Below are 21507 nucleotides of genomic sequence, written 5' to 3'. Positions count from 1 at the left end.
TACGCGGCGCGGCACCGGCGCTTCGGGGCCTGAGCGCGGGCCCCGGCTCCCGGCGTCACCCGAACGGCCCTGCCGGGGAGAGATGCGCCACACCCGGCTTGCGGCGAACGGCCGAAGGGGCGGTGGCCGGATTACGTCCCGGCGACGGGGGCGCGAACATCGGGCGGCGGGGCGGCAAGGGTAGGGCCCGGGCCAACACCTGTCATATGCAGTCGCATAGGCCTCCACTTTCGAGGGAATAGACCCGTCAGACCGACATCCGGCCCATGGATGTCGGACAGAAGCGGACGGCACCTGGCCCGTCCGCCCGGGAGGCCCCTTGCTCACGGACGTGCCGTTGTCAACCCTTGACTCGGACGGCATTGACCGCGTCGACTCGAAGGGCCGTGGTCCGGCCCTTCTGGTCGGTCCCGGCCCTGTCCCGCGCGACGCCGTCGCACCCCGACCTCTTCCGAGGGGGTTCGTCCACACGTGGTGACCAGCAAGAATCGCCGTGAGCACGACCGGCGCACTTACGTACTCGACACCAGCGTGCTGCTTGCCGACCCGCATGCCCTCCTCCGCTTCGATGAGCACGAGGTGGTCCTGCCGGTCGTGGTGGTGACCGAGTTGGAAGCCAAGCGCCACCACCCCGAGCTCGGCTACTTCGCCCGCCAGGCGTTGCGGCTGCTCGACGAGTACCGGATCCGGTACGGGCGGCTGGACGCACCCATCCCGATCGGCGAGCTGGGCGGCACCCTGCGCGTCGAGCTGAACCACTCGGACCCGGGCGTGCTGCCCGCGGGGTTCCGCCTGGGCGACAACGACTCGCGGATCCTCGCGGTGGCCCGGAACCTCCAGGCCGAGGGGTACGACGTCACCGTCGTCTCCAAGGACCTGCCGCTGCGCGTCAAGGCCTCCTCCGTCGGCCTGCTGGCCGAGGAGTACCGGGCCGAGCTGGCGATCACCTCCGGGTGGACGGGGATGCACGAGCTGCAGGTCTCGGCCCAGGAGGTGGACGACCTCTTCCAGGAGGAGACGGTCGATGTGCCCGACGCGGCCGGGCTCCCGGTGCACACCGGTCTGGTGCTGCAGTCGGACCGCGGCAAGGCGCTCGGCCGGGTCACGGCCGACGGCCGGGTCCGGCTGGTGCGCGGCGACCGGGAGGCCTTCGGCATCCACGGCCGCAGCGCCGAGCAGCGGATCGCGCTGGACCTGCTGCTCGACCCGGACGTCGGCATCGTGTCGATGGGCGGCCGGGCCGGCACCGGCAAGTCGGCGCTGGCGCTGTGCGCGGGGCTGGAGGCGGTGCTGGAGCGTCAGCAGCACCAGAAGGTCATGGTCTTCCGGCCGCTGTACGCCGTGGGCGGTCAGGAGCTCGGCTACCTGCCGGGCACCGAGGCGGAGAAGATGAGCCCGTGGGCCCAGGCGGTCTTCGACACCCTGGGCGCGGTGACGTCGAAGGAGGTCATCGAGGAGGTCGTGGCGCGCGGCATGCTGGAGGTCCTGCCCCTCACGCACATCCGGGGCCGCTCCCTGCACGACGCCTTCGTGATCGTCGACGAGGCGCAGTCCCTGGAGCGCAACGTCCTGCTGACCGTGTTGTCCCGTATTGGGCAGAATTCCCGGGTTGTCCTGACTCATGACGTCGCCCAGCGCGACAACCTGAGGGTGGGTCGGTACGACGGAGTGGTCGCCGTCGTCGAGAAGCTCAAGGGCCACCCGCTGTTCGCGCACATCACCCTGACCCGCTCCGAGCGCTCGCCGATCGCCGCGCTCGTGACGGAGATGCTGGAGGACGGGCGGGCGTAACAGACGAGTTGGACGGTCCGCTAGGCTGCTGCGCCGCGAGGGCGCAGCAGCCTAGCGCTGTGTCCGGAGGCTACGGATGCGTAACGGAAATTTCCGTGGCCTACGTGGCGTGTGAGCTTTGACACGCAACGGGGAATTGCGTGGACGCGTCCGGCTACGGCAGGCTGTCGGTTCTGTCAGGCCCCCGCCCTCGGCACACCCGTACCCGCAAACGTACGGAACCTCAGAACTGAACAGCGTTCGCCGTGGGCCGCCCGAACCGAATCAGCGGACTCCCGCCCCGTCGGGGGAGCCGCACCGGGCCAGTGCTTCTGTGACCGGTGCAGCAGGAAGCCAGTGCGAAGGGGCACGATCGCGTCCGTGAGGTCACCAAGCGGGCGACGCTGGAAGGAAACCGTGTGAGCCGGATCTCGGTCCGGGGATTCGCGGTGGCTTCGGCCACTGCGGTCACCACTGTGGGCGCCGTCGTCGGTGTCGCCTCCGGTAGCGAGGGTGTCGTACAGCCCGTCGCCGCCGCCGATGCGACCACCGTCCTCGCGGACATACCCGCTGGGCAGCAGGTCCAGCAGGCTTCCCTCACGCAGCAGGTGCAGGCGCAGTCCGACGCCGCCGACGCCGGCGCGAAGAAGGCCGCCGAGGAGGCAGCGCGCAAGCAGGCCGCCAAGGACGCCTCCGCCCGGAAGAAGGCGGAGGAGAAGGCCGAGGCCGACCGCAAGGCCAAGGAGGCCTCCCGCGCCGCGGAGCGCGCCGCGCTGGTCGTGAAGGCCTCGTACACGGTCTCCGAAGTCCAGGCCATGGCCCAGGGCCTCATAGGCGACGCCTCCCAGTACCAGTGCTTCTCCAACATCGTCACCCGTGAGAGCGGCTGGAACTACACCGCGACGAACGCCTCTTCCGGCGCCTACGGTCTCGTCCAGGCCCTGCCCGGCTCCAAGATGGCCTCCGCGGGCGCCGACTGGCGCACCAATCCCGGTACCCAGATCAAGTGGGGCCTCAACTACATGAACAGCCGGTACGGCAGCCCCTGCGGTGCCTGGTCGTTCTGGCAGGCCAACCACTGGTACTAGGCCGTACATCCACAAATCGCCGACGAGCCCCCGACCCCTTGAGGGATCGGGGGCTCGTTGCGCGTACGGTGGTGCGGACGGACAGGCCGGGGGGCGGGGGACAGGGGAAGCGATGTCGGAGAAGCGCCAATGGGGCTCCGGGCTGGCGGCGGAGCTCGCCAAGCTCGCCGGGAGGCTGGAGGAACAGCGCCGGGCCGCGGCCGCGGGCGCCCGCGAGGAGGCCCGCCGTCAGGAGGAGCAGGCCGCGCGCCGGTACCCGGCGCGCACCTCCGGCCCCGGCGACCCGGTCGCCCGGGTGCCGTGGAGCATGCGGGTCGCGGCCGAACTCGGCTGGCGGCTGCTGGTGCTGGCCGGCACGGTCTGGGTGCTGATGCGGGTGATCGGCACCATACAGCTGGTCGTCCTCTCCTTCGTCGCCGCGCTGCTGATCACCGCGCTGCTGCAGCCCTTCGTGGGCCGGCTGAAGCGGTTGGGGGTGCCGCGCGGGTTCGCCACGGCCATCGTCTTCATCGGCGGCTTCGTGATGATGGGCCTGGTCGGCTGGTTCGTGGTCTGGCAGGTCATGGAGAACATCGACAACCTCTCCAACAGCCTCCAGGACGGCATCACCGAACTGAAGCGCTGGCTGCTCAACAGCCCGTTCCACGTGACCGAGGACCAGATCAACCAGATCGCCAAGAACCTCCAGGAGGCGATCGGCACCAACTCCAAGGCGCTGACCGACGCCGGGCTGCAGGGCGTCACCGTCGTCGTGGAGATGCTCACCGGCATCCTCCTGGCGATGTTCAGCACGCTCTTCCTGCTCTACGACGGCCGGAACATCTGGAACTGGTTCCTCAAGCTCTTCCCCGTGGACGCCCGCGACGGCCTCGGCGGCGCGGGGCCGCGCGCCTGGCGCACGCTCACCCTCTACGTGCGCGGCACGGTGATAGTGGCCCTGATCGACGCCATCTTCATCGGCATCGGCATCGGCATCCTCGGGGTGCCGATGGCGGTGCCGCTGGCCGTCATCATCTTCCTCGCCGCGTTCGTCCCCCTGGTCGGCGCGGTCGCCTCAGGTGTCATCGCGATGGTGGTGGCGCTGGTGACGGAAGGTCCGTTCACGGCGCTGATGGTGCTGGTGGTGGTCCTGCTGGTGCAGCAGATCGAGGGCCACATCCTGCAGCCGTTCATCCTGGGCCGGGCGGTGCGGGTGCATCCGCTCGGCGTGATCCTGTCGGTGGCCGCCGGTTCGCTCATCGCGGGGATCGGCGGGGCGGTCGTGGCCGTACCGCTGGTCGCGGTGACCAACACCGTGGTCGGCTACCTGCGGGCCCACTCCCGGGAGGCGGCGATGGCCGACGAGCCCGCACCGCACGGCGCGACGGCCGCCGAGGTGGCGCCGGTCGGTGCGCGGGGACTCCCCGACGCCACGCCGGGGGAGACCGTCTGACGGTGTGACCACCCGGTGCCGCGGCCGCCCCTCGGGGCGGCCGCGCGCGTGTGCGCTCCCGGAAATCGCACCGTGACCGGTGCGTCACACAGTGCGCCTAACGTCGCGTCATGGCGGACATATTTGACGCGTACGCGTTGGCCGACGCGTGGGACGAGATGTTCGAGCGGCCGGGTGTGGTCAGGACCGCCTATGAGCCGGTACTGGCCGCCCTGCAGCCCATGGAAGCGGCCGAGCTGAGGTTCCGGGCGGACCAGATGGCCCGTTCGTTCACGGACCGCGGGGTCACCTACGCCTTCGCGGGGGAGGAGCGGCCCTGGCCGCTCGACCTCGTCCCGCGGGTCCTCGACGCCCTGGAGTGGGACCTGGTCCAGCGCGGGGTGATCCAGCGGGTAAGGGCGCTGGAGGCCTACCTCGCCGACGCCTACGGCCCGGCCCGCGCCTTCGAGGACGGCGTCGTCCCCTGGCGGCTGCTGCTGCAGTCCCCGCACTTCCACCGGGCGGCGCACGGCGTCGAGCCCCCGAACGGGGTGCGTGTGCACGTGAGCGGGATCGACCTCGTCCGGGACGAACAGGGCGCGTTCCGGGTCCTGGAGGACAACGTGCGCGTCCCCTCCGGCGTCAGCTACGTCATCGAGAACCGGCGGGCGATGACCCGGATGTTCCCCTCCCTCTTCGCGGAGCAGCCGGTGCGTCCGGTGGACGCCTACGGCCAGCGGCTGCTGGCGGCGCTGCGTGCCGCCGCGCCCGCGGGGGTGACCGACCCGCAGGTCGTCGTGCTCACCCCGGGACCGAGCAACGCCGCGTACTTCGAGCACGCACTGCTGGCCCGGCTGATGGGGGTGCAACTGGTCCAGGGGGACGACCTGGTGTGCTCCGGCAACCGGGTGTGGATGCGGACGACCCGCGGCGAGGTGCCGGTCCACGTCGTATACCGCCGGCTCGACGACGACTTCCTCGACCCGCTGCACTTCCGGCCGGACTCGGTGATCGGCTGCCCGGGCATCCTGGGCGCCGCGACGGCCGGGAACGTCACCCTCGCCAACGCCGTGGGCAACGGGATCGCCGACGACAAACTGCTCTACACCTACGTCCCCGACCTGATCCGCTACTACCTCGGTGAGGAGCCCGTCCTGCCCAACGTCGAGTCCTTCCGGCCCGACGAGCCCGGCCGGCTGGAGGCCGTCCTCGACCAGATCGACCAGCTCGTCGTCAAGCCGGTCGACGGGGCGGGGGGTTCCGGCATCGTCATCGGGCCCGCCGCCGACGCCGCGACCCTGGAGCGGACCCGCAAGGCGGTGGCCGCCGACCCCCGGGGCTGGATCGCCCAGCGCCCGGTCGCCCTGTCGACCTCGCCGACCTTCGCCGACGGCGGGGTCGCCCCGCGCCACATCGACCTGCGGCCCTTCGCCGTCAACGACGGGGACGAGATCTGGGTGCTGCCCGGCGGCCTCACCCGGGTCGCCCTGCGGGAGGGCAACCTCATCGTCAACTCCAGCCAGGGCGGCGGCTCGAAGGACACCTGGGTACTGGCGCCGGCGCGCCGGTCCGCCGAGGCCTTCGGCGGGCCGCCGGAGCAGGACGCGGCGGAGGCGGAGGGCGCGGCGGCCGTGCCGCCGTCGGTGGCCCCGCGCCACCTCGGACCCGGCGGCGGCCGTGGTCCGTCCGAGCAGGAAGGAGCCCAGCAGCAGTGACGGCACCGACGGCACCGACCGGACCGGCAGGAGGCACGGCGATGAACGACATCATCCTCTCCCGCATCGCGGAGGCGCTGACCTGGACCGGCCGCTACGTCGAGCGCGCCGACGCCACCGCCCGCATCCTCGACGCCTACCTGCACCGGTTGCTGGAGGACCCCTGGCGGGACGAGGACGCCGCGTGCCGATCGCTGTACGCGATCCTCGGCTTGTCCGCCCCGGGCGACCAGCCCTGCGACATGGACCAGGTGATGGACGCCCTCGCCTTCGACGCGCGCAGCCCAGGCTCCATCGAGGGGGCGCTCGGCGCCGCCCGCGCGAACGCACGCAGCGCGCGCGAGGCGATCTCCTCCGACATGTGGCAGTGCCTCAACTCCACCTGGCATGCCCTGGGCGAGCAGCGCCGCGCCGCGCGCCGCACCGGTCCGTACGCCTACCTGGACCTCGTACGCCGCAGGGCGGCCCTCTTCGCCGGGCTCACCGACTCCACGATGAGCCGGGACGACAGCTGGCGCTTCATGGTGCTCGGCCGGAGCCTCGAACGCGTCGACATGACCGTACGGCTGCTCGCGGTGCGGGTCCTGGACGCCGCGCACGCCCCCGACTGGCCGACGCTGCTCAGTGCCAGCGGCGCGGACGAGGCCTTCGCCCGGGTGTACGGAGGATTCGGGGACACCGCGCGGGTCGCGGAGTTCCTGCTGCTGGACCGGGACTTCCCGCGCAGCGCGCTGCATGCGCTCACCACCGCCGAGGACTGCCTCACGGAGCTGGGCAGACCCCGGCACGACCCGGCCCGCCGACCCATCGGGCGTATGCGCACCCGGCTGGAGTACCTGGACTCCGGCAGCCTGGAGGAGGCGCTGCCGCTGCTGCTGCGCGACCTCCAGCAGGCGTGCATGGCCTCGGCCGAGGCTGTGGCGGAACGGTTCTTCCCCTACCAGGGCGCCATGGCGTGGGCGCAGGAAGGAGCGTGAGCGCGATGGCCCGCAGACTGCGCATCCGGCACGAGACCCGGGTCGGCTACTCCGAGGCGGCGGTCTCCTCCCACAACGAGGTCCGCATGACCCCGCTCACCCTGCCCCGCCAGACGACCCTCGACGCCCGGGTCACCGTCAGCCCGGCGACCACCACCTGGTCGTACTGGGACTACTGGGGCACCCAGGTCACCTGCTTCGACCTGACGGAACCGCACGCGGACCTGGTCATCACCGCGGTCTCGCTGGTCGAGACCGCGCCGCCGGCACCGCTCCGCACCCCGGCCGGATGGCCGGAGATCGCCGGACGGGCCGCGGCGACGCGGCTGCTGGAGCACATCGCGTCCACGCCGCGGACCTGCGTCGCCCCCGAGGTCACCGGCGCCGTCCGGGACGCGGTGGCGGGGCTCGACCCCCATGAGGCGGCGGTCGCGGTGGCGGAGTCGGTTGCCGACCGGGTGGCGTACGTGCCGGGCGCCACCGCGGTCCACACCTCCGCGCAGGAGGCCTGGGAGCAGGGCGCCGGCGTCTGCCAGGACATCGCCCACCTGACGGCCGGGCTGCTGCGCGGCATCGGGCTGCCCACGCGGTACGTGTCGGGCTACCTGCACCCGGACCGCGAGGCCGGTCTGCACCGGGCCGTCGCCGGGCAGAGCCACGCCTGGGTCGAGTACTGGGCGGGGGAGTGGTACGGCTACGACCCCACGAACCGCTGCCGCGCCGACGAGTCCCACGTCGTGGTGGGCCGAGGCCGCGACTACGGGGACGTCACACCGCACAAGGGCGTGTACCGCGGCGCCGCCAGCGGACCGCCCCGGGTCACGGTGGAGTTCACGCGGCTGGCCTGACGCGGGACGGCCGAAGGGCCCGGCTCCCCCGAAGGGTGGCCGGGCCCCAGGAGCACGCGTCACGCGCCGGCGAGGACCGCCTCGGCGTCTAGGGTCGCCGCGACCGCCTGCACGACGGCGGCGATCTTGAAGGCTTCCTGGACCGTCTCGCGCTCGACGCCCGCCTTGCGCAGCACCTGCTCGTGCGAGTCGAGGCACATCCCGCAGCCGTTGATCGCCGAGACCGCCAGCGACCAGAGCTCGAAGTCGGTCTTGTCGACGCCCGGGTTGCCGATGACGTTCATCCGCAGACCGGCCCGCAGGTTGCCGTACTCCGGGTCCGACAGCAGGTGCCGGGTCCGGTAGTAGACGTTGTTCATCGCCATGATGGCGGCGGCGGCCTTGGCGGCCTGGTACGCCTCCGGCGAGAGGTTCTCGCGGGCCTCGGGCTCCAGCGCGCGCAGCACGACGGCCGAGCGCGAGGCGATGGCGGTGGCCAGCACCGTGCCCCACAGCTGCTGCTGGGTGAGGAGTCCCGTGTCCTCGGCGTTGCCGATCACGGAGCCCAGGTTGAGCTTGAGGTCCTTGGCGTAGTCCGGCAGCGCGGACTTCAGCTCATCGAGCGCCACGGTCACTCACCGGCCAGCAGCTTGACGACGTCGAGGGTCTCGTCGCCCTTCTTCCAGTTGCAGGGGCACAGCTCGTCCGTCTGCAGCGCGTCGAGGACCCGCAGGACCTCCTTGGGGTTACGGCCCACGGAACCGGCGGTCACCATGACGAACTGGATCTCGTTGTTCGGGTCGACGATGAAGGTGGCGCGCTGGGCGACGCCGTCCTCGCCGAGGATGCCGAGGTCGGTGCACAGCTCGCGCTTGATGTCCGACAGCATCGGGAAGGGCAGGTCGCGCAGGTCGTCGTGGTCCTTGCGCCAGGCGTGGTGCACGAACTCGGAGTCGACGGAGAAGCCGAGGATCTGCGCGTCACGGTCGGCGAACTCGTCGTTCAGCTTGCCGAACGCCGCGATCTCCGTCGGGCAGACGAAGGTGAAGTCCTTCGGCCACGCGAAGTAGACCTTCCACTTGCCCTCGTACGACTTGTGGTCGATCTGGGCGAAGGCCTTCTCGGGGTCGAGGTCCACACAGGCGGTCAGTTCGAACGTGGGGAACTTGTCACCGACGGTGAGCACGCGCACTCCTAGGGAGGGTCGGGACCCGGGCGCGGGGTGGCCGCACGGTCCCTCGATGGGTCCCGCTCACCCTGCCATGAGGTCATTGATCAGTGAAATCGCCCCGGCGGGTCGCATTGATCGGAAGCCCTTATCGACGAGTGAGGCTCCGGCGTGCCGCTGCGCAGAGTGACCGGCACCACAGGGGGCGGACGGCCGCCCGGCCCCGTCGGTCATTGATCGCGTACGCAACTAGACTGGAGGTCGTTGATCGGAGGCGGTTATCAGTAGTCAGCGCGGCAGCCAGCGCCAGCCGAGCCTGTCCCAGCTGCGGGCCTTCGCGGCCGTCGCCGAGCACCTGCACTTCAGGGACGCGGCCGCGGCGATCGGCACGAGCCAGCCGGCGCTGTCCGGGGCGGTCGCCGCGCTGGAGGAGGCGCTCGGGGTGGTGCTCGTGGAGCGCACGACCCGCAAGGTGCTGCTGACCTCGGCGGGGGAGCGCGTCGCGGTCCGGGCGCGGGCGGTGCTGGGAGCGGTCGGCGACCTGCTCGACGAGGCGGAGGCGGCGCGCGCGCCCTTCACCGGGGTGCTGCGGCTCGGGGTGATCCCGACGGTGGCGCCCTACCTGCTGCCGACCGTGCTGCGGCTGGCGCACGACACGTACCCGGAGCTCGACCTGCAGGTGCACGAGGAGCAGACGTCCTCGCTGCTGGACGGCCTCACGGCGGGCCGGCTGGACCTGCTGCTGCTCGCCGTACCGCTCGGTGTCCCCGCCGTCGCCGAACTGCCGCTCTTCGACGAGGACTTCGTCCTGGTCACCCCGCGCGACCACTGGCTGGCCGGACGGATGGACATCCCCCGCGAGGCCCTGCGGCAGCTGGACCTGCTGTTGCTGGAGGAGGGGCACTGCCTGCGCGACCAGGCGCTGGACGTCTGCCGGGAGGCGGGCCGCACCGAGGGGGCGACCGCCACCACGACCGCGGCGGGGCTGTCCACGCTGGTGCAGCTGGTGGCCGGCGGGCTCGGGGTGACGCTGCTGCCGCGGACGGCGGTCCCGGTGGAGACCGGACGCAGCGCGGACCTCGCCACGGGGTACTTCGCCGACCCGGCGCCGTCACGGCGCATCGCGCTGGCGATGCGCGCGGGCACCGCGCGCGCGGAGGAGTTTCAGGCCTTCGCCTCCGCGCTGCGCGGTGCCCTGGCACCGCTGCCGGTACGGTTCGCCCGCTGACGGGCGAACCGCCCGGGGTCACTCGGTGCGCAGACCGTCCGGACGCATCATCCGCCACAGCGGCGGCAGGCTCAGCGCCGTGACCAGGATGACCACTCCCGCTCCGGCGCCGGTCATGGCGCCCACGCTCGCCCAGTCGACGCGGGGGTCCTCACCCACCATCGTCCGCAGGGCGGCGCCGAGACCGGCACCCCCGACGACGGCGAGGACGAGTCCCAGGGCGACCGGCAGCGCGGTCTGCCAGAGGACCGACAGCCCGAGCACGGACCGCCGGGTGCCGAAGGCGACCAGGACGGCCAGCAGCCGCCTGCGCTCGCGCAGTTGCTCCAGCATGGAGACCAGCAGGCTCGCGCCGATCAGGGCCAGGGTGGCCGTGGCGCCGATGAACAGCCCGCGCCGGATCGTCGCGAACTTGCGGTCCTCGCTGGTGGCGGTCAGCTGGAAGACGCTGAGCGTGGGGTCGATCCGTGCCGCGGTGTTGCGGGCGTGCTCGACGGCGTCCGGCGAGCCCGGGTCGGTCCTCAGCATGAGCCGGACGGCGGGCGTGCGCAGGGCCGCCACGTCCAGGGCACCGGGGGTGGCCAGCACGCCCCACTCCTGGTTCCCGTCCGGTGAGACGCGGGACTGCACCGTGCGGGCGTCCGCCGGGATGCGCCACGGCCGCGGCGTGCCGGTGTACTTGTCCGTGACCGGCGTGTTGAGGTCGAGCGTGTCGCCGGGCTCGGCGAAGCTCATGTCACCGTAGCCGCCGGGGTCGGACACCAGGAACACGTCGCCGTCGGCGCAGCCGGCCCCGACGTGGGCGAGTTCGCGCAGCGTCACGCAGTCGCCCAGGACCAGGGGTACGCTCTGGCTCCCGTCGACGCCCATCCGCTTCGAGATGTCCCCCCGGGCGGCGTCGTCCTGGATGACGCCGAGCACCGCGCGGATGCCCGGGGTCTCGGCGAAGGCCTTCTCCACGCGCTGCGCCTCGGCCCCGCTGTCGACGGTCTGCATGATGCTGAGCTGGGCGCGCTCCGGGTCGTCTCCGGTCGCCGTGACGAAGTCGCTCTGGACCCCCGTGAAGAGCGACTGGAGGGCGATCGCCCCCGCGACGGCGACGGTGACACCGCTGACCATGCGGGCGGCGGCACTGCTGTTGAGCTGGATGCGGCGGGTGGCCAGCTGCCAGGGCAGCGGGCCGCCGCGGAGGCGGCCGACGACCGACTCGACCAGCCAGGGCAGTACGGCGGTGAGACCGACCAGCAGCAGGACCACGCCGGCCGTCACCTGGTAGGGGTTGACCGAGGTGTTCTGGGAGATGCTCCCGAACAGCGGGGCCAGCAGTCCGAGCCCGGCCAGCGGGATCAGCAGCCGCCACCACAGCCTGCGCTTCTGCGCGGTGGCCTTGCGCACCACTCCGAGCGGCTCGACGGCGATGCCGCGCATCGCCAGCAGGGTGACCGCGACCGCCGCCCCCGGAACCGCCACCGCCACCAGTGCGGCCAGCCCGGGACCGGGCGTGATGTCGGACGGGTAGACGCTGATGTCGTACAGCGTCACATCGGGCGAGAACTGCCGGGTGACCAGGAAGATCCCCGTGCCCACGGCGAGCCCGAGCAGGGAGCCGAACAGTGCCTCGCCGGCCGCGATCCGCCGGGTCATCCTGCTGTCCGCGCCGACCAGCCGCAGCGCGGCCAGCCGCCGGTCCCGGCGTTCGCCGCCGAAGCGCACCGCGGTGCCGATGAAGACGGCCACCGGCATCAGCAGCACCACGACGATGATGACGACCAGCAGGGTCAGCACGCCGCCCAGAGGATCGCCCTTCACCTCACCGCGCCCGAAGTACGGGATGCGGGTGGCGTTCCCGGAGGTGCCGTCCGCGTTCCTGGCGACGAGGGAGTCGCTGCCCGCGTAGTAGGCCAGTTCGGCGGGTCCGAGCAGGCCCTGGTCGCCGATGACGCCGGCGAGGCGGTAGTCCAGCCGTTCCCGCAGCAGCTTGCTGCCGGGCTGGTCGAGCAGCTTCTTCAGCGCGGGGGAGACCACCATCTCACCGGGCGCGGGCATCGTCTTGACGCCCGGCGGGAGCACCGGCCGGTCACCGTCGGCCTTGAGCAGCAGACCGCGGATGTTGTCCTCGCGGAAGTTGGTGTCGGCCGAGGAGTACAGCACCGTGCTGGCGGTCTGCTTGGGCGGCTCCTTGAACCAGGAGTAGTCCCGCTCGTACGCCCGGTCGTTGCGGGCGCTCATCATGGCGGGCACGGCGGCCGCCAGCAGCAGCATCGCCACACCGAGGCCGACGCCGACCGCGGTGAGGACGGTGCGGGTCCAGCCCTCGCGGCCGCCGGTCGCCGCGAAGCGCAGGCCGAGGGCGAGGTCGCGGACCCAGGTCCCGACCATGCCGCCGGTACCGCCCTGTCCGGAGGTGCTCATGCCACCCTCTCCATGTCGCGGGACTTGCCGTCGCGGACGACGACCTCGCGGTCGGAGTAGGCGGCCACCCGCGCCTCGTGCGTGACCAGGACGACGGCGGCGTCGGTGTCACGGGCGGCGTCGGTCAGCATGCGCATCACCCGCTCGCCGTTGAGGGAGTCCAGGGCGCCGGTCGGCTCGTCGGCGAAGACCACCCGCGGGCCGGTGACCAGCGCCCGCGCCACCGCGACCCGCTGGCCCTGGCCGCCGGAGATCTCGCCGGGACGCTTGCCGGCCAGGTCGTCGACCTCCAGCCGGGCCAGCCACTCGCCGGCGCGCGCCTCGGCCTCCTTGCGCCGGGTGCCGTTCAGCCGCAGCGGCAGCGCCACGTTCTCCACGCAGGTCAGCTCCGGGACGAGCTGGCCGAACTGGAAGACGAAGCCGAACTCCCCGCGGCGCAGCGCGCTGCGCTCGGCGTCGCTCATCGCGGTCAGGTCCCGTCCCCGGTACAGCACCTGGCCGGAGTCCGGCCGGACGATGCCGGCCAGGCAGTGCAGCAGCGTCGACTTGCCGGAGCCGGACGGCCCCATGACCGCGACCACCTCCCCGGCGCGTATCGCGAACTCCGCGCCGTCCAGGGCCGGGGTCGGGCCGTACGCCTTGTGCAGGTCGACGGCCTCCATCAGGTTCTCCGTGGTGCTCACTCGGCTACCTCCGCCGCGAGTAGGTCCAGGCGGGCGGCGGTGAGCTCCAGCCACCGCAGGTCCGCCTCCAGGTGGAACAGGGCGTGGTCGCAGATGAGCTGGTCCGCGAAGTCGCCGTGCCGCTTGCGTTCGGTCAGTTCCCGCATCAGCCGCAGATGCTCGGACCTTTGTGTGTCGAGGAGATCGGCGGCGCTGCGCCCGGTGAGCAGCGCGAGGACGACCTTGGTGTAGAGGGTGTTCTGCAGGTAGGGCTCGGGCTTCTCCGGCTGCCCGAGCCACTTCTCGACGTCGGTGATCCCGGCCTCGGTGATCGCGTACCGCTTGCGTTCCGGGCCGCCGCCGGGCTCGATGCCGTCGACCTCGACCAGCCCGTTCTTCAGCAGGCGCGCCATCGTCGAGTAGACCTGGCCGTAGTGCAGCGGGCGGTCGTGGCCGAACTTGTCGTCGAATGCCCGCTTCAGGTCGTATCCGTGGCGCGGGCCGGACTCCAGGAGTCCGAGCAGGGTGTGGCCGATGCTCATGACCGAGGACTCTACACGACGCGTATACCTACGGTGTATAGACCTCATGCATAGCGGCGAGCCGGTGACAGGACCCCGCATGACCAGGGGTTTTCCCGTTCCGGACGCGATGCAGCCCCGGGGCACGGACGGACATCACGTGCACCGGGGCTGCGGCCGTGGGGAGGTCCGGCTCACAGGCCGTTGACGTTGGCGGCGATGCGGTCGCCTACCTCCTTGTCGATGTTGCGCCAGTACTCGACCGCGCGGGCCAGGACGGGGGCGCTGACCCCGTTCTTCAGGTGGCCCGACACGTTGGAGACCAGCCGGTCGCGGGCGGCGTCGTCCAGGACCTGGCGGATCATCGTCCCGGCCTGGCCGAAGTCGTCGTCCTCGCGGTGCAGCTTGTACGGCTCGTGCACCATGTTGCCCGCCACCTCCCAGCCGGCCGGGTCGCCGAAGCGCCGGATGTCGGCCTCGGGCCCGCCGAAGGAGTTCGGCGCGTACGGCGCGGCGGTGCGCGACGGCTCGTAGCGCATCGGCCCGTCCTTGGCGTACGAGCGCACCTCGGTGTGGGCCCGGTTCGGCGGCAGCTGGGCGTAGTTGGGGCCGATCCGGTAGCGGTGGGTGTCGGCGTACGAGAAGAGCCGGCCGAGGAGCATCTTGTCCGGCGAGGGGCCGATGCCGGGCACCATGTTGCTGGGCTCGAAGGCGGCCTGCTCGATGTGGATGAAGTAGTCCTCGGGGTTCTTGTTCAGGGTCATCCGGCCGACCTCGACCAGCGGGTAGTCGCCGTGCGGCCACACCTTGGTGAGGTCGAAGGGGTTGAACCGGTAGTCCGCCGCGTCGTCGAACGGCATGATCTGCATGTAGAGCGTCCACGAGGGGTGCTCGCCGCGTTCGATGGCCTGGTACAGGTCCCGGCGGTGCAGATCGCCGTCGGCGCCCGCGTAGTGGTCGGCCTCCTCCTGGGTGAGGAAGTCGATCCCCTGGTCGGTCTTGAAGTGGTACTTGACCCAGAACCGCTCGCCGCCGCCGTTGACCCACATGTAGGTGTGGGAGCTGTAGCCGTTCATGTGGCGGTACGACTTGGGCACGCCGCGGTCGCCCATCAGCCAGGTGACCATGTGCGCCGACTCCGGGGACAGCGTCCAGAAGTCCCACTGCATGTTGTTGTCGCGTAGCGAGCTGTCACGGCGGCGCTTCTGGCTGCGGATGAAGTCCTGGAACTTCATCGGGTCGCGTACGAAGAAGACCGGCGTGTTGTTGCCGACCATGTCGTAGTTGCCGTACTCGGTGTAGAACTTCAGGGCGAAACCGCGCGGGTCGCGCCAGGTGTCGGGGCTGCCCAGCTCGCCGGCGACCGTCGAGAAGCGGGCCAGCATCTCCGTGCGGCGTCCCGGCTGGAAGAGGTCGGCCTTGGTGAACTGGCTGACGTCGTTCGTCACCTCGAAGACGCCGTACGCGCCCGAGCCCTTGGCGTGCACCACACGCTCCGGTACCCGTTCGCGGTTGAACTGCGCCATCTTCTCGATCAGGTAGTGGTCCTGGAGGAGGATGGGGCCGTCCGAGCCCACCGTGAGCGAGTGCGCGTCGCTCTCCACCGGGATCCCGGCGTTGTTGGTGGTGTAGGGGGTGCTCATGTGAGTGTGTCCTCCCGTCGATCTTCGGAAGAGTCCGTCGGGGGCTCCTGGTCGCTAACGACCACACAAACACTGAATCACCGGCTCGGCACGCCGGGCAATGACTTCACGCCATGGATCTGGACAATGTCCAGAAATAAAACGTGTACGGATACGGAGCGTCTACCGGTCGGCACCGCCCGGAATGCCCATCTCGAACCAGACCACCTTCCCGGCGCTCAGCCGGGTCGCTCCCCAGCGCTGCGCCATCCGGTTGACGAGGTACAGCCCGCGGCCGCCCTCGTCCTGCGGCTGCGCATGGCGCATCCGCGGCAGCGTCGGGGCATCGTCGCCCACCTCGCAGCGCAGCACGTCGGTACGGAGCAGCCGCAGCGTGATCGGCCGCTCCGCGTACCGCACCGCATTGGTGACCACCTCGCTGACCAGCAGCTCGGTCGCCTCGGCCAGCGGCTCCAGGTTCCAGCGGCTGAGTGCCTGGCGCACCAGCCGCCGGGCCCGGCCGGCCGTCTGCGGCCGCGGCTCCAGGAACCAGTAGGCGACGTCGCGCGGGGCGATGCCGTCGAAACGGGCGGCCAGCAGCGCGATGTCGTCGTCCCGGTCGCCCGGGCCGACGATCTCCAGGACCTCGTCGCATAGCGGTTCCAGCGGCGGCGGGCACAGCACCGCCGAGGCCGTGTGCAGCCGCTCGCGCAGCATCTCGATGCCGCCCCACACGTCACGGGTGCGGGACTCCACCAGGCCGTCGGTGTACAGCAGCAGCGTCGCCCCGGCCGGGGCGGGCAGCTCGACCGCCTCGAAAGGCACGCCGCCCACGCCGATCGGGGCCCCCGGCGGCACGCGCAGCACCTCGGCCAGGCCGCTGGCGTGCAGCAGCACCGGCGGCGGGTGGCCGGCGTTGGCGATGGTCACCCGGTGCGCTATCGGGTCGTAGACCGCGTAGATGCAGGTGGCCATGCGGTCCTGACCGAGCCGCTGGGCCTGCTCGTCCAGGTGGTAGAGCACCTCCTGCGGCGACAGGTCCAGGCCCGCCAGGGTCTGGACGGTCGTCCGCAGCTGGCCCATGATCGCCGCCGAGGTCATGGAGTGGCCCATGACGTCGCCGACCACCAGCGCCACCCGGCTGCCGGGCAGCGGGATCGCGTCGTACCAGTCGCCGCCGACCCGGGCCGACTCCGCGGCGGGCAGGTAGCGGCTGGCCAGCCGGACCCCGGTGGGCTCCGGCAGGGAGTCCGGCAGCATCTCGCGCTGCAGGGAGTCGGCGATCGACGCCTCGCGGTCGTAGAGCACCGCCTTGTCAACGCCGAGCGCGGTGTGGGTGGCCAGCTGGGCCGCGATCAGCAGGTCGTCCGGGTCGAACGGGGCACGCTCGGGACGGCGCAGCAGCACGGTCGCGCCGATGACCCGGCGGCGGCCGCGCAGCGGTGCCAGGATGGCCCGGCGTCCGGTCGGCAGGTCTAACGTCTCGCCGAACTCCGCCTGCCGGCAGCCCCCGACCAGCTCGTGGAGCGCCGCCGTGGCCTGCGCGTTGTCGGAGAACACCGGGCGCACCCCGCGCAGCACCTCGGCCAGCGGGCCGTCCATGGGGACGGTCACGACCTCGGCGGCAGCGCCGTACGCGCCCTCCGTGGAGGGGACGACCGGCATGAGCAGGCCCTCCACCGGCTCCGGGGCGTTCTCGTCCGGAACCCGGTCGGTGCGCCGCAGCCGCAGGACCAGCGGGCCGGAAGGGCGCTCGTCGCCCACCGGCAGCGGGTCGCGCAGGTAGACCAGGATCGCGTCGGCGAAGGCGGGCACAGCGGAGCGGCACAGACCCAGCACGATCTCGTCCAGGTCCAGGCCGCGGGCGATGCGGCGGGTGGCCGCGCCGACGTAGCGCAGCCGCTCGGTCTCCGCCTGCCCCGCCCGGCCGCGGTTCTGCGGGCCGATCTTCTTGAGCGGCTGGCCGCCGGTGGAGTCCTCGTCGACGGGGTGCCCGCCCGCGTGGCCCCCGCGGCCTCCCTGCCGGCCCGTCGTCCGGGACGTGGGCAGCGTCGTGTCAGGGGTCCGCTGCCGCGTGCGCGGCTCGCCGCCTTCCGGCTGCGTCGGACCGGGGACACCCGGGACGCCCGGGGTCCCGCCGCCCGCCGTGGCCCGGCGGCCGGGCTCCACGGGAGCGGCCATGGCGGTGGCGGCCCGCCGGTCCCGGCCCGCGGAGCCGTCGAAGGACGGACCGGTGGCCGGGGCGCCGCCGGGGGCGTCGGTGGAGCGCAGCCGTACGGTCTGCCGTCCGCGGGCGCCGTCCGCGGGGGCGGCGGCCATGTGCTGGACGGTGGCGAGCCCCTCGCCGGCGACCACCCGGGCGGCCTGACGGTCCCGCACCTCGGAGGACTGCCGCGCGGTGCGTCCGCCGCGCGCACGCCGGCCGCCGCGGCCGGGCTTGGCGGGGGCGGGGGCCGACACGAGGGGATCGGAGGGGGTCTGACGTTCCGGCGGCATGGCCGTGCCGCCGGGATCGCCGGCGGTCGCGCCGCGCTTGGCGCCGCCGCTCCGGCGGCCCCGGCGCGGGCGGTCGCCCGCCGCGGACGGGTCCGTGGACCGCCCGGAGGCCGGCGCCCCGGCCGTGGACGCGCCCGACTCGCCGCCCGGCACGGGGTCCGCGGGCAGCAGGAAGCCGGCCCGTGGATCCGGTACCGGTTCGGTGTCACCCGGACGTGCCGGGCCGGCCGTCGTCCCCTGGACGGCGGCCTGCTCAGAAATGCGCTCCGTGCTCACGCTGGTCGTTCCATCCGGTCGGGTGCGTCACGTGCCGGGCACGTGGCGGGGCGGCCGCGTCAGGCGGGTCGTCGGCAGTGCAGGAAGAGCTGCTCCTCCGGCGGCACTTCGGTCGTGTGCGGCGCGTACGCGTACGAATCCTCCTTAAGGACCGTGAATCCCGCGTCGGCCACCACCTGGCGCAATTCATCCCGTAGATAACCCGATACCCGGATGGTGTTACCAAGGAACGGAATCGCGAAGTCGTCCACGTCGGCTTCCACCATCGAAAGGGTGAACATTCCGCCCGGGAGGAGGAGGTCGTGGACGCTGCGCAGGGCCAGCGGGATCTCCGCCCGAGGCAGCATCAGCAGCGAGAAGAAGGCCACGGCGGCGTCGAAGCGGCCCGGGTCCCCCGGGCCGTCGGGTCCGTGGCGGCCGCCGGTCCGCAGGTCGGCGATGTCGGCCTGGAGGAAGGTCGCCCGGGGCACGTGCCGGCGGGCGAGCGAGAGCATCCCCGCGGAGAGGTCCACACCCGTCACCTCGTGCCCGGCCTCGACCAGCTGACGGCAGGTCGGCAGTCCCGTGCCGCAGCCGAGGTCCAGGACGCGGGAGCCCGCCGGGAGCTGCGCCAGGAGCCATTCGCCCGCGGCGACCTGGCCCTCCTTGTGCGGGAAGGCCTCGTCGTAGCGGTCACCTATGGCGTCGAACCCCTCGGCCTGGCCGGTGCGGTCCAGCTGTATGTCCTCGTAGCCGCCGACTCCCACAGCCCGGGCCTCCCGTATGACCTTGGTGACATAGCGTCAAACTCTAGTGTGAGCCTGTGTTTTGTGCAGCACTATGGGCCACGATCTTACGATTGGGGCAGGGGTCCCCGGCAAGCCGCTCACGCGGTCACCTTGCCGGACGATCCCAGTCAACCGGAAGGGCCGGTACCGGCCACGCCGGATCCGGACGCCAGTGCTCCCAGCCGTCCCGGAAGGGATGCCCCCAGGCGCCGATCACCTCGACCGCCCGGCGGCCGGCCTCCCGTACCCGCTCCGCCGTGACCGCCGTCATCAGGCCGGCGGCCTGGGCCTGCGCGAACTCGTCCTCGTCCCGCCACTGCCAGCCCCGGTCCGGGGTGACGTGGATGTCGAGGAAGTGGTCCTCCGAGTCGACCCCGCCCGGCCAGCGGTGCCGCGGCTCCTCCAGGTTCACGTACCAGTTCTTGAAGCGCCAGCCCTGCTCCCAGAACAGCCACACCGACCAGGGCTCGTCCGGGCGCGCCAGCTTCAGCACGCCCGCGCCCCACCAGCGGTCGACGCACGTCGTGCGCGGCTTGAGGTAGCGGGTCTCCAGCGGCTCGTGGTGGATCGGCGAGCCGTCCGCCAGGACCGGCTTGACGCACTCGGTGCCCGGCGCCATCCACACCGCCAGCAGTTCCGGGTCGTCGCGCACCACGGTCACCGGACGGCAGATGTGCACCGCGTCGCTGCCGTTGCCGCGGTAGCGCCACAGCACCTGCTCGCCGGGCGCCCAGTGGCCCGCGCCGCCGTCCTGGCCCGCTCCACGGGGAAGAAGGATGTCCGCTGTCATGAACGGATCTTACGGACCCCGTGTTACGGGGGCGTCACCCTTGAGCCGAGCGTTCGTCACGCCGGGCACCGGGGAGCGCCGGGACGACGGCGCGGCGCGCCGTCAGGGCCGGGTCATCCGCAGCACGTCCAGCGCCTCGTCCAGCTGCTCCAGGGTGAGCAGCCCGCGCTCGACGTAGCCGGACTCCAGGACCACCTCGCGGATGGTCTTCCGCTCGGCCAGCGACCGCTTGGCGACCTTGGCCGCCTCCTCGTAGCCGATGTACTTGTTGAGCGGGGTCACGACCGACGGCGAGGACTCCGCGTACTCACGGGCGCGCTCCACGTTCGCCGTGATCCCGTCCACCGTGCGGTCGGCCAGCAGCCGGGAGACGTTGGCGAGCAGCCGCACCGACTCCAGGACGTTCCTGGCGATCACCGGGAGCATCACGTTCAGCTCGAAGTTGCCCGCGGCGCCGGCCGTGGTGATCGTCACGTCGTTGCCGATGACCTGTGCGGCCACCATCAGCACCGCCTCGGGGATCACCGGGTTCACCTTGCCCGGCATGATCGACGAACCGGGCTGCAGGTCCGGCAGGGCGATCTCGGCGAGACCGGTGCGGGGGCCGGAGCCCATCCAGCGCAGGTCGTTCGCGATCTTGGTCAGGCCCACGGCGATCGTGCGCAGCTGTCCGGAGGTCTCCACGACGCCGTCGCGGGCGCCCTGCGCCTCGAAGTGGTCCCGCGCCTCGGTCAGCGGCAGCCCGGTCGTCCGCGCCACCTCGGCGATCACCGCCGCCGAGAAGCCGGGCGGGGTGTTGATCCCCGTGCCGACCGCGGTGCCGCCCAGCGGCAGCTCCGCCAGCCGGGGCAGCGAGGCCCGCAGCCGCTCCACCCCGTACCGGACCTGCGCCGCGTAGCCGCCGAACTCCTGGCCCAGGGTCACCGGCGTGGCGTCCATCAGATGCGTGCGGCCGGACTTCACGACGTCCGCGAACTCCGCGGCCTTGCGCTCAAGCGACGCCGCCAGGTGCTCCAGCGCCGGGACCAGGTCACCGGTCACCGCGGCGGTCGCGGCGATGTGCAGGGAGGAGGGGAAGACGTCGTTGGAGGACTGGCTGGCGTTGACGTGGTCGTTGGGGTGCACGTCGCGGCCGAGCCGCTCGCTCGCCAGGGTCGCGATGACCTCGTTGGCGTTCATGTTGGACGAGGTGCCGGAACCGGTCTGGAAGACGTCGATCGGGAAGTGCCCGTCCCAGCGCCCCCCGGCCACCTCCGCGGCGGCCTCCTGGATCGCCTCCGACACGTCCTTGTCCAGGACGCCCAGCTCCGCGTTGACCTTGGCCGCGGCCGCCTTGATCCGGGCGAGCGCCTCGATGTGGGACCGCTCCAGCCCGCGTCCGCTGATGGGGAAGTTCTCCACCGCGCGCTGGGTCTGCGCGCGCCACTTGGCGTGGGCCGGGACGCGCACCTCGCCCATCGAGTCGTGCTCGACGCGGTACTCGCGCTCGTCCTCTGCGTCCTGCTCGGGCATGGCCGGAATTCCTTCCATCGCGGACATCGTCGGGCGTACCGGGTACTTCCCAGTAGAACCCCGACCCCTCGGTAGGACAGTGGCGCGGGACGTTTCATTCCCCCCGGTGGCCGCCCGGAAGGCGGCCAGAACGGACCGGGGAACCAGGCGGCCCGGCACCGCGCACGCGGCCCGGTCCCCCGTACCCGCGCACGGCCTTCGGCTGGCCGGTGGTGCCGGACGGCCTCACCGAACTGCTCACCGGTCTCGACGCGCGGTACGGGGC

At 72.2% G+C, this 21507-nt stretch carries 17 protein-coding genes; 7 read left to right on the top strand and 10 right to left on the bottom strand.

Translation table 11 applies throughout. The features are described from left to right. Positions 1 to 471: 471 nt before the first annotated feature. From phoH2 to ABZ312_RS38170, 6 genes are all read left to right on the top strand, one after another. Positions 472 to 1791 (top strand): PhoH family protein, encoded by a 1320-nt coding sequence (gene phoH2 / locus ABZ312_RS38195; RefSeq protein ID WP_499513705.1) that lies wholly within the window; start codon positions 472 to 474, stop codon positions 1789 to 1791. Between the two features lie 398 nt (positions 1792 to 2189). Then, positions 2190 to 2858: a lysozyme family protein gene (locus tag ABZ312_RS38190; RefSeq protein ID WP_499513706.1), complete on the top strand. Its 669-nt coding sequence runs from the start codon at positions 2190 to 2192 to the stop codon at positions 2856 to 2858. 112 nt (positions 2859 to 2970) lie between these two features. Further along, the gene (locus tag ABZ312_RS38185) at positions 2971 to 4290 is read left to right on the top strand and encodes an AI-2E family transporter (RefSeq protein WP_500326810.1); all 1320 of its coding nucleotides are present in this window, start codon (positions 2971 to 2973) and stop codon (positions 4288 to 4290) included. A gap of 110 nt (positions 4291 to 4400) precedes the next feature. Then, positions 4401 to 5984 carry a circularly permuted type 2 ATP-grasp protein gene (locus ABZ312_RS38180; RefSeq protein ID WP_500357285.1) on the top strand — a complete coding sequence of 528 codons (1584 nt, stop codon included), beginning with the start codon at positions 4401 to 4403 and terminating at the stop codon, positions 5982 to 5984. Positions 5985 to 6025: 41 nt separating this feature from the next. Further along, a complete protein-coding gene (locus ABZ312_RS38175) occupies positions 6026 to 6961 on the top strand; it encodes an alpha-E domain-containing protein (RefSeq protein ID WP_500326814.1) in 936 nt (311 codons plus the stop codon). A gap of 5 nt (positions 6962 to 6966) precedes the next feature. Beyond that, positions 6967 to 7809 carry a transglutaminase family protein gene (locus ABZ312_RS38170; protein ID WP_500326816.1) on the top strand — a complete coding sequence of 281 codons (843 nt, stop codon included), beginning with the start codon at positions 6967 to 6969 and terminating at the stop codon, positions 7807 to 7809. Between the two features lie 59 nt (positions 7810 to 7868). Here the strand turns inward: ABZ312_RS38170 and ABZ312_RS38165 are convergent, their stop codons facing one another. Together ABZ312_RS38165 and ABZ312_RS38160 are read right to left on the bottom strand one after the other, a co-directional pair. Continuing rightward, positions 7869 to 8417 carry an alkyl hydroperoxide reductase gene (locus ABZ312_RS38165; RefSeq protein WP_500326817.1) on the bottom strand — a complete coding sequence of 183 codons (549 nt, stop codon included), beginning with the start codon at positions 8415 to 8417 and terminating at the stop codon, positions 7869 to 7871. Between the two features lie 2 nt (positions 8418 to 8419). Then, on the bottom strand, positions 8420 to 8974 hold the full coding sequence (locus tag ABZ312_RS38160; protein ID WP_361809491.1) for a peroxiredoxin: 555 nt from the start codon (positions 8972 to 8974) through the stop codon (positions 8420 to 8422). Between the two features lie 262 nt (positions 8975 to 9236). Between ABZ312_RS38160 and ABZ312_RS38155 the strand changes: the two genes are divergently transcribed. Then, positions 9237 to 10184 (top strand): hydrogen peroxide-inducible genes activator, encoded by a 948-nt coding sequence (locus ABZ312_RS38155; RefSeq protein WP_500439699.1) that lies wholly within the window; start codon positions 9237 to 9239, stop codon positions 10182 to 10184. An 18-nt stretch (positions 10185 to 10202) separates the two neighbouring features. Here ABZ312_RS38155 and ABZ312_RS38150 read toward each other — a convergent pair whose 3' ends face one another. The 8 genes from ABZ312_RS38150 to ABZ312_RS38115 form a co-directional block, all read right to left on the bottom strand. Continuing rightward, positions 10203 to 12596 (bottom strand): FtsX-like permease family protein, encoded by a 2394-nt coding sequence (locus tag ABZ312_RS38150; protein ID WP_500326819.1) that lies wholly within the window; start codon positions 12594 to 12596, stop codon positions 10203 to 10205. Next, entirely contained in the window at positions 12593 to 13258 is a 666-nt protein-coding gene (locus ABZ312_RS38145) for an ABC transporter ATP-binding protein (RefSeq protein ID WP_500326852.1), read from the bottom strand. The genes ABZ312_RS38150 and ABZ312_RS38145 overlap by 4 nt, the downstream gene beginning before the upstream one ends. A 17-nt stretch (positions 13259 to 13275) precedes the next feature. Next, entirely contained in the window at positions 13276 to 13800 is a 525-nt protein-coding gene (locus ABZ312_RS38140) for a PadR family transcriptional regulator (RefSeq protein ID WP_500326821.1), read from the bottom strand. Positions 13801 to 13973: 173 nt separating this feature from the next. Then, the gene (locus tag ABZ312_RS38135; RefSeq protein WP_500326823.1) at positions 13974 to 15422 is read right to left on the bottom strand and encodes a catalase; all 1449 of its coding nucleotides are present in this window, start codon (positions 15420 to 15422) and stop codon (positions 13974 to 13976) included. Positions 15423 to 15584: 162 nt separating this feature from the next. Further along, on the bottom strand, positions 15585 to 17720 hold the full coding sequence (locus ABZ312_RS38130; protein WP_500357296.1) for an ATP-binding SpoIIE family protein phosphatase: 2136 nt from the start codon (positions 17718 to 17720) through the stop codon (positions 15585 to 15587). Positions 17721 to 18232: 512 nt separating this feature from the next. Next, positions 18233 to 18919 (bottom strand): class I SAM-dependent DNA methyltransferase, encoded by a 687-nt coding sequence (locus ABZ312_RS38125; protein ID WP_500332239.1) that lies wholly within the window; start codon positions 18917 to 18919, stop codon positions 18233 to 18235. A 127-nt stretch (positions 18920 to 19046) separates the two neighbouring features. Then, a complete protein-coding gene (gene fomD / locus ABZ312_RS38120; RefSeq protein ID WP_500332240.1) occupies positions 19047 to 19730 on the bottom strand; it encodes a cytidylyl-2-hydroxypropylphosphonate hydrolase in 684 nt (227 codons plus the stop codon). Positions 19731 to 19832: 102 nt separating this feature from the next. Further along, on the bottom strand, positions 19833 to 21242 hold the full coding sequence (locus ABZ312_RS38115) for a class II fumarate hydratase (protein WP_500332241.1): 1410 nt from the start codon (positions 21240 to 21242) through the stop codon (positions 19833 to 19835). Positions 21243 to 21507: the final 265 nt, after the last annotated feature.

Source organism: Streptomyces sp. NPDC006207 (assembly GCF_040613835.1).
Lineage (GTDB): Bacteria > Actinomycetota > Actinomycetes > Streptomycetales > Streptomycetaceae > Actinacidiphila.
The sequence above is the reverse complement of the archived record's forward strand: the minus strand, read 5'-3'. Positions and strand labels throughout refer to the sequence as shown.

Excerpts from the sequence above, each read along its gene's own strand:
- ABZ312_RS38185 (WP_500326810.1), top strand. The coding sequence starts at position 2,971 with ATGTCGGAGAAGCGCCAATGGGGCTCCGGGCTGGCGGCGGAGCTCGCC.
- ABZ312_RS38180 (WP_500357285.1), top strand. The coding sequence starts at position 4,401 with ATGGCGGACATATTTGACGCGTACGCGTTGGCCGACGCGTGGGACGAG.
- ABZ312_RS38175 (WP_500326814.1), top strand. The coding sequence starts at position 6,026 with ATGAACGACATCATCCTCTCCCGCATCGCGGAGGCGCTGACCTGGACC.
- ABZ312_RS38170 (WP_500326816.1), top strand. The coding sequence starts at position 6,967 with ATGGCCCGCAGACTGCGCATCCGGCACGAGACCCGGGTCGGCTACTCC.
- ABZ312_RS38150 (WP_500326819.1), bottom strand. The coding sequence starts at position 12,596 with ATGAGCACCTCCGGACAGGGCGGTACCGGCGGCATGGTCGGGACCTGG.
- ABZ312_RS38145 (WP_500326852.1), bottom strand. The coding sequence starts at position 13,258 with ATGGAGGCCGTCGACCTGCACAAGGCGTACGGCCCGACCCCGGCCCTG.
- ABZ312_RS38140 (WP_500326821.1), bottom strand. The coding sequence starts at position 13,800 with ATGAGCATCGGCCACACCCTGCTCGGACTCCTGGAGTCCGGCCCGCGC.
- ABZ312_RS38135 (WP_500326823.1), bottom strand. The coding sequence starts at position 15,422 with ATGAGCACCCCCTACACCACCAACAACGCCGGGATCCCGGTGGAGAGC.
- ABZ312_RS38130 (WP_500357296.1), bottom strand. The coding sequence starts at position 17,720 with ATGGCCGCCGCCCCCGCGGACGGCGCCCGCGGACGGCAGACCGTACGG.
- fomD (WP_500332240.1), bottom strand. The coding sequence starts at position 19,730 with ATGACAGCGGACATCCTTCTTCCCCGTGGAGCGGGCCAGGACGGCGGC.
- ABZ312_RS38115 (WP_500332241.1), bottom strand. The coding sequence starts at position 21,242 with ATGCCCGAGCAGGACGCAGAGGACGAGCGCGAGTACCGCGTCGAGCAC.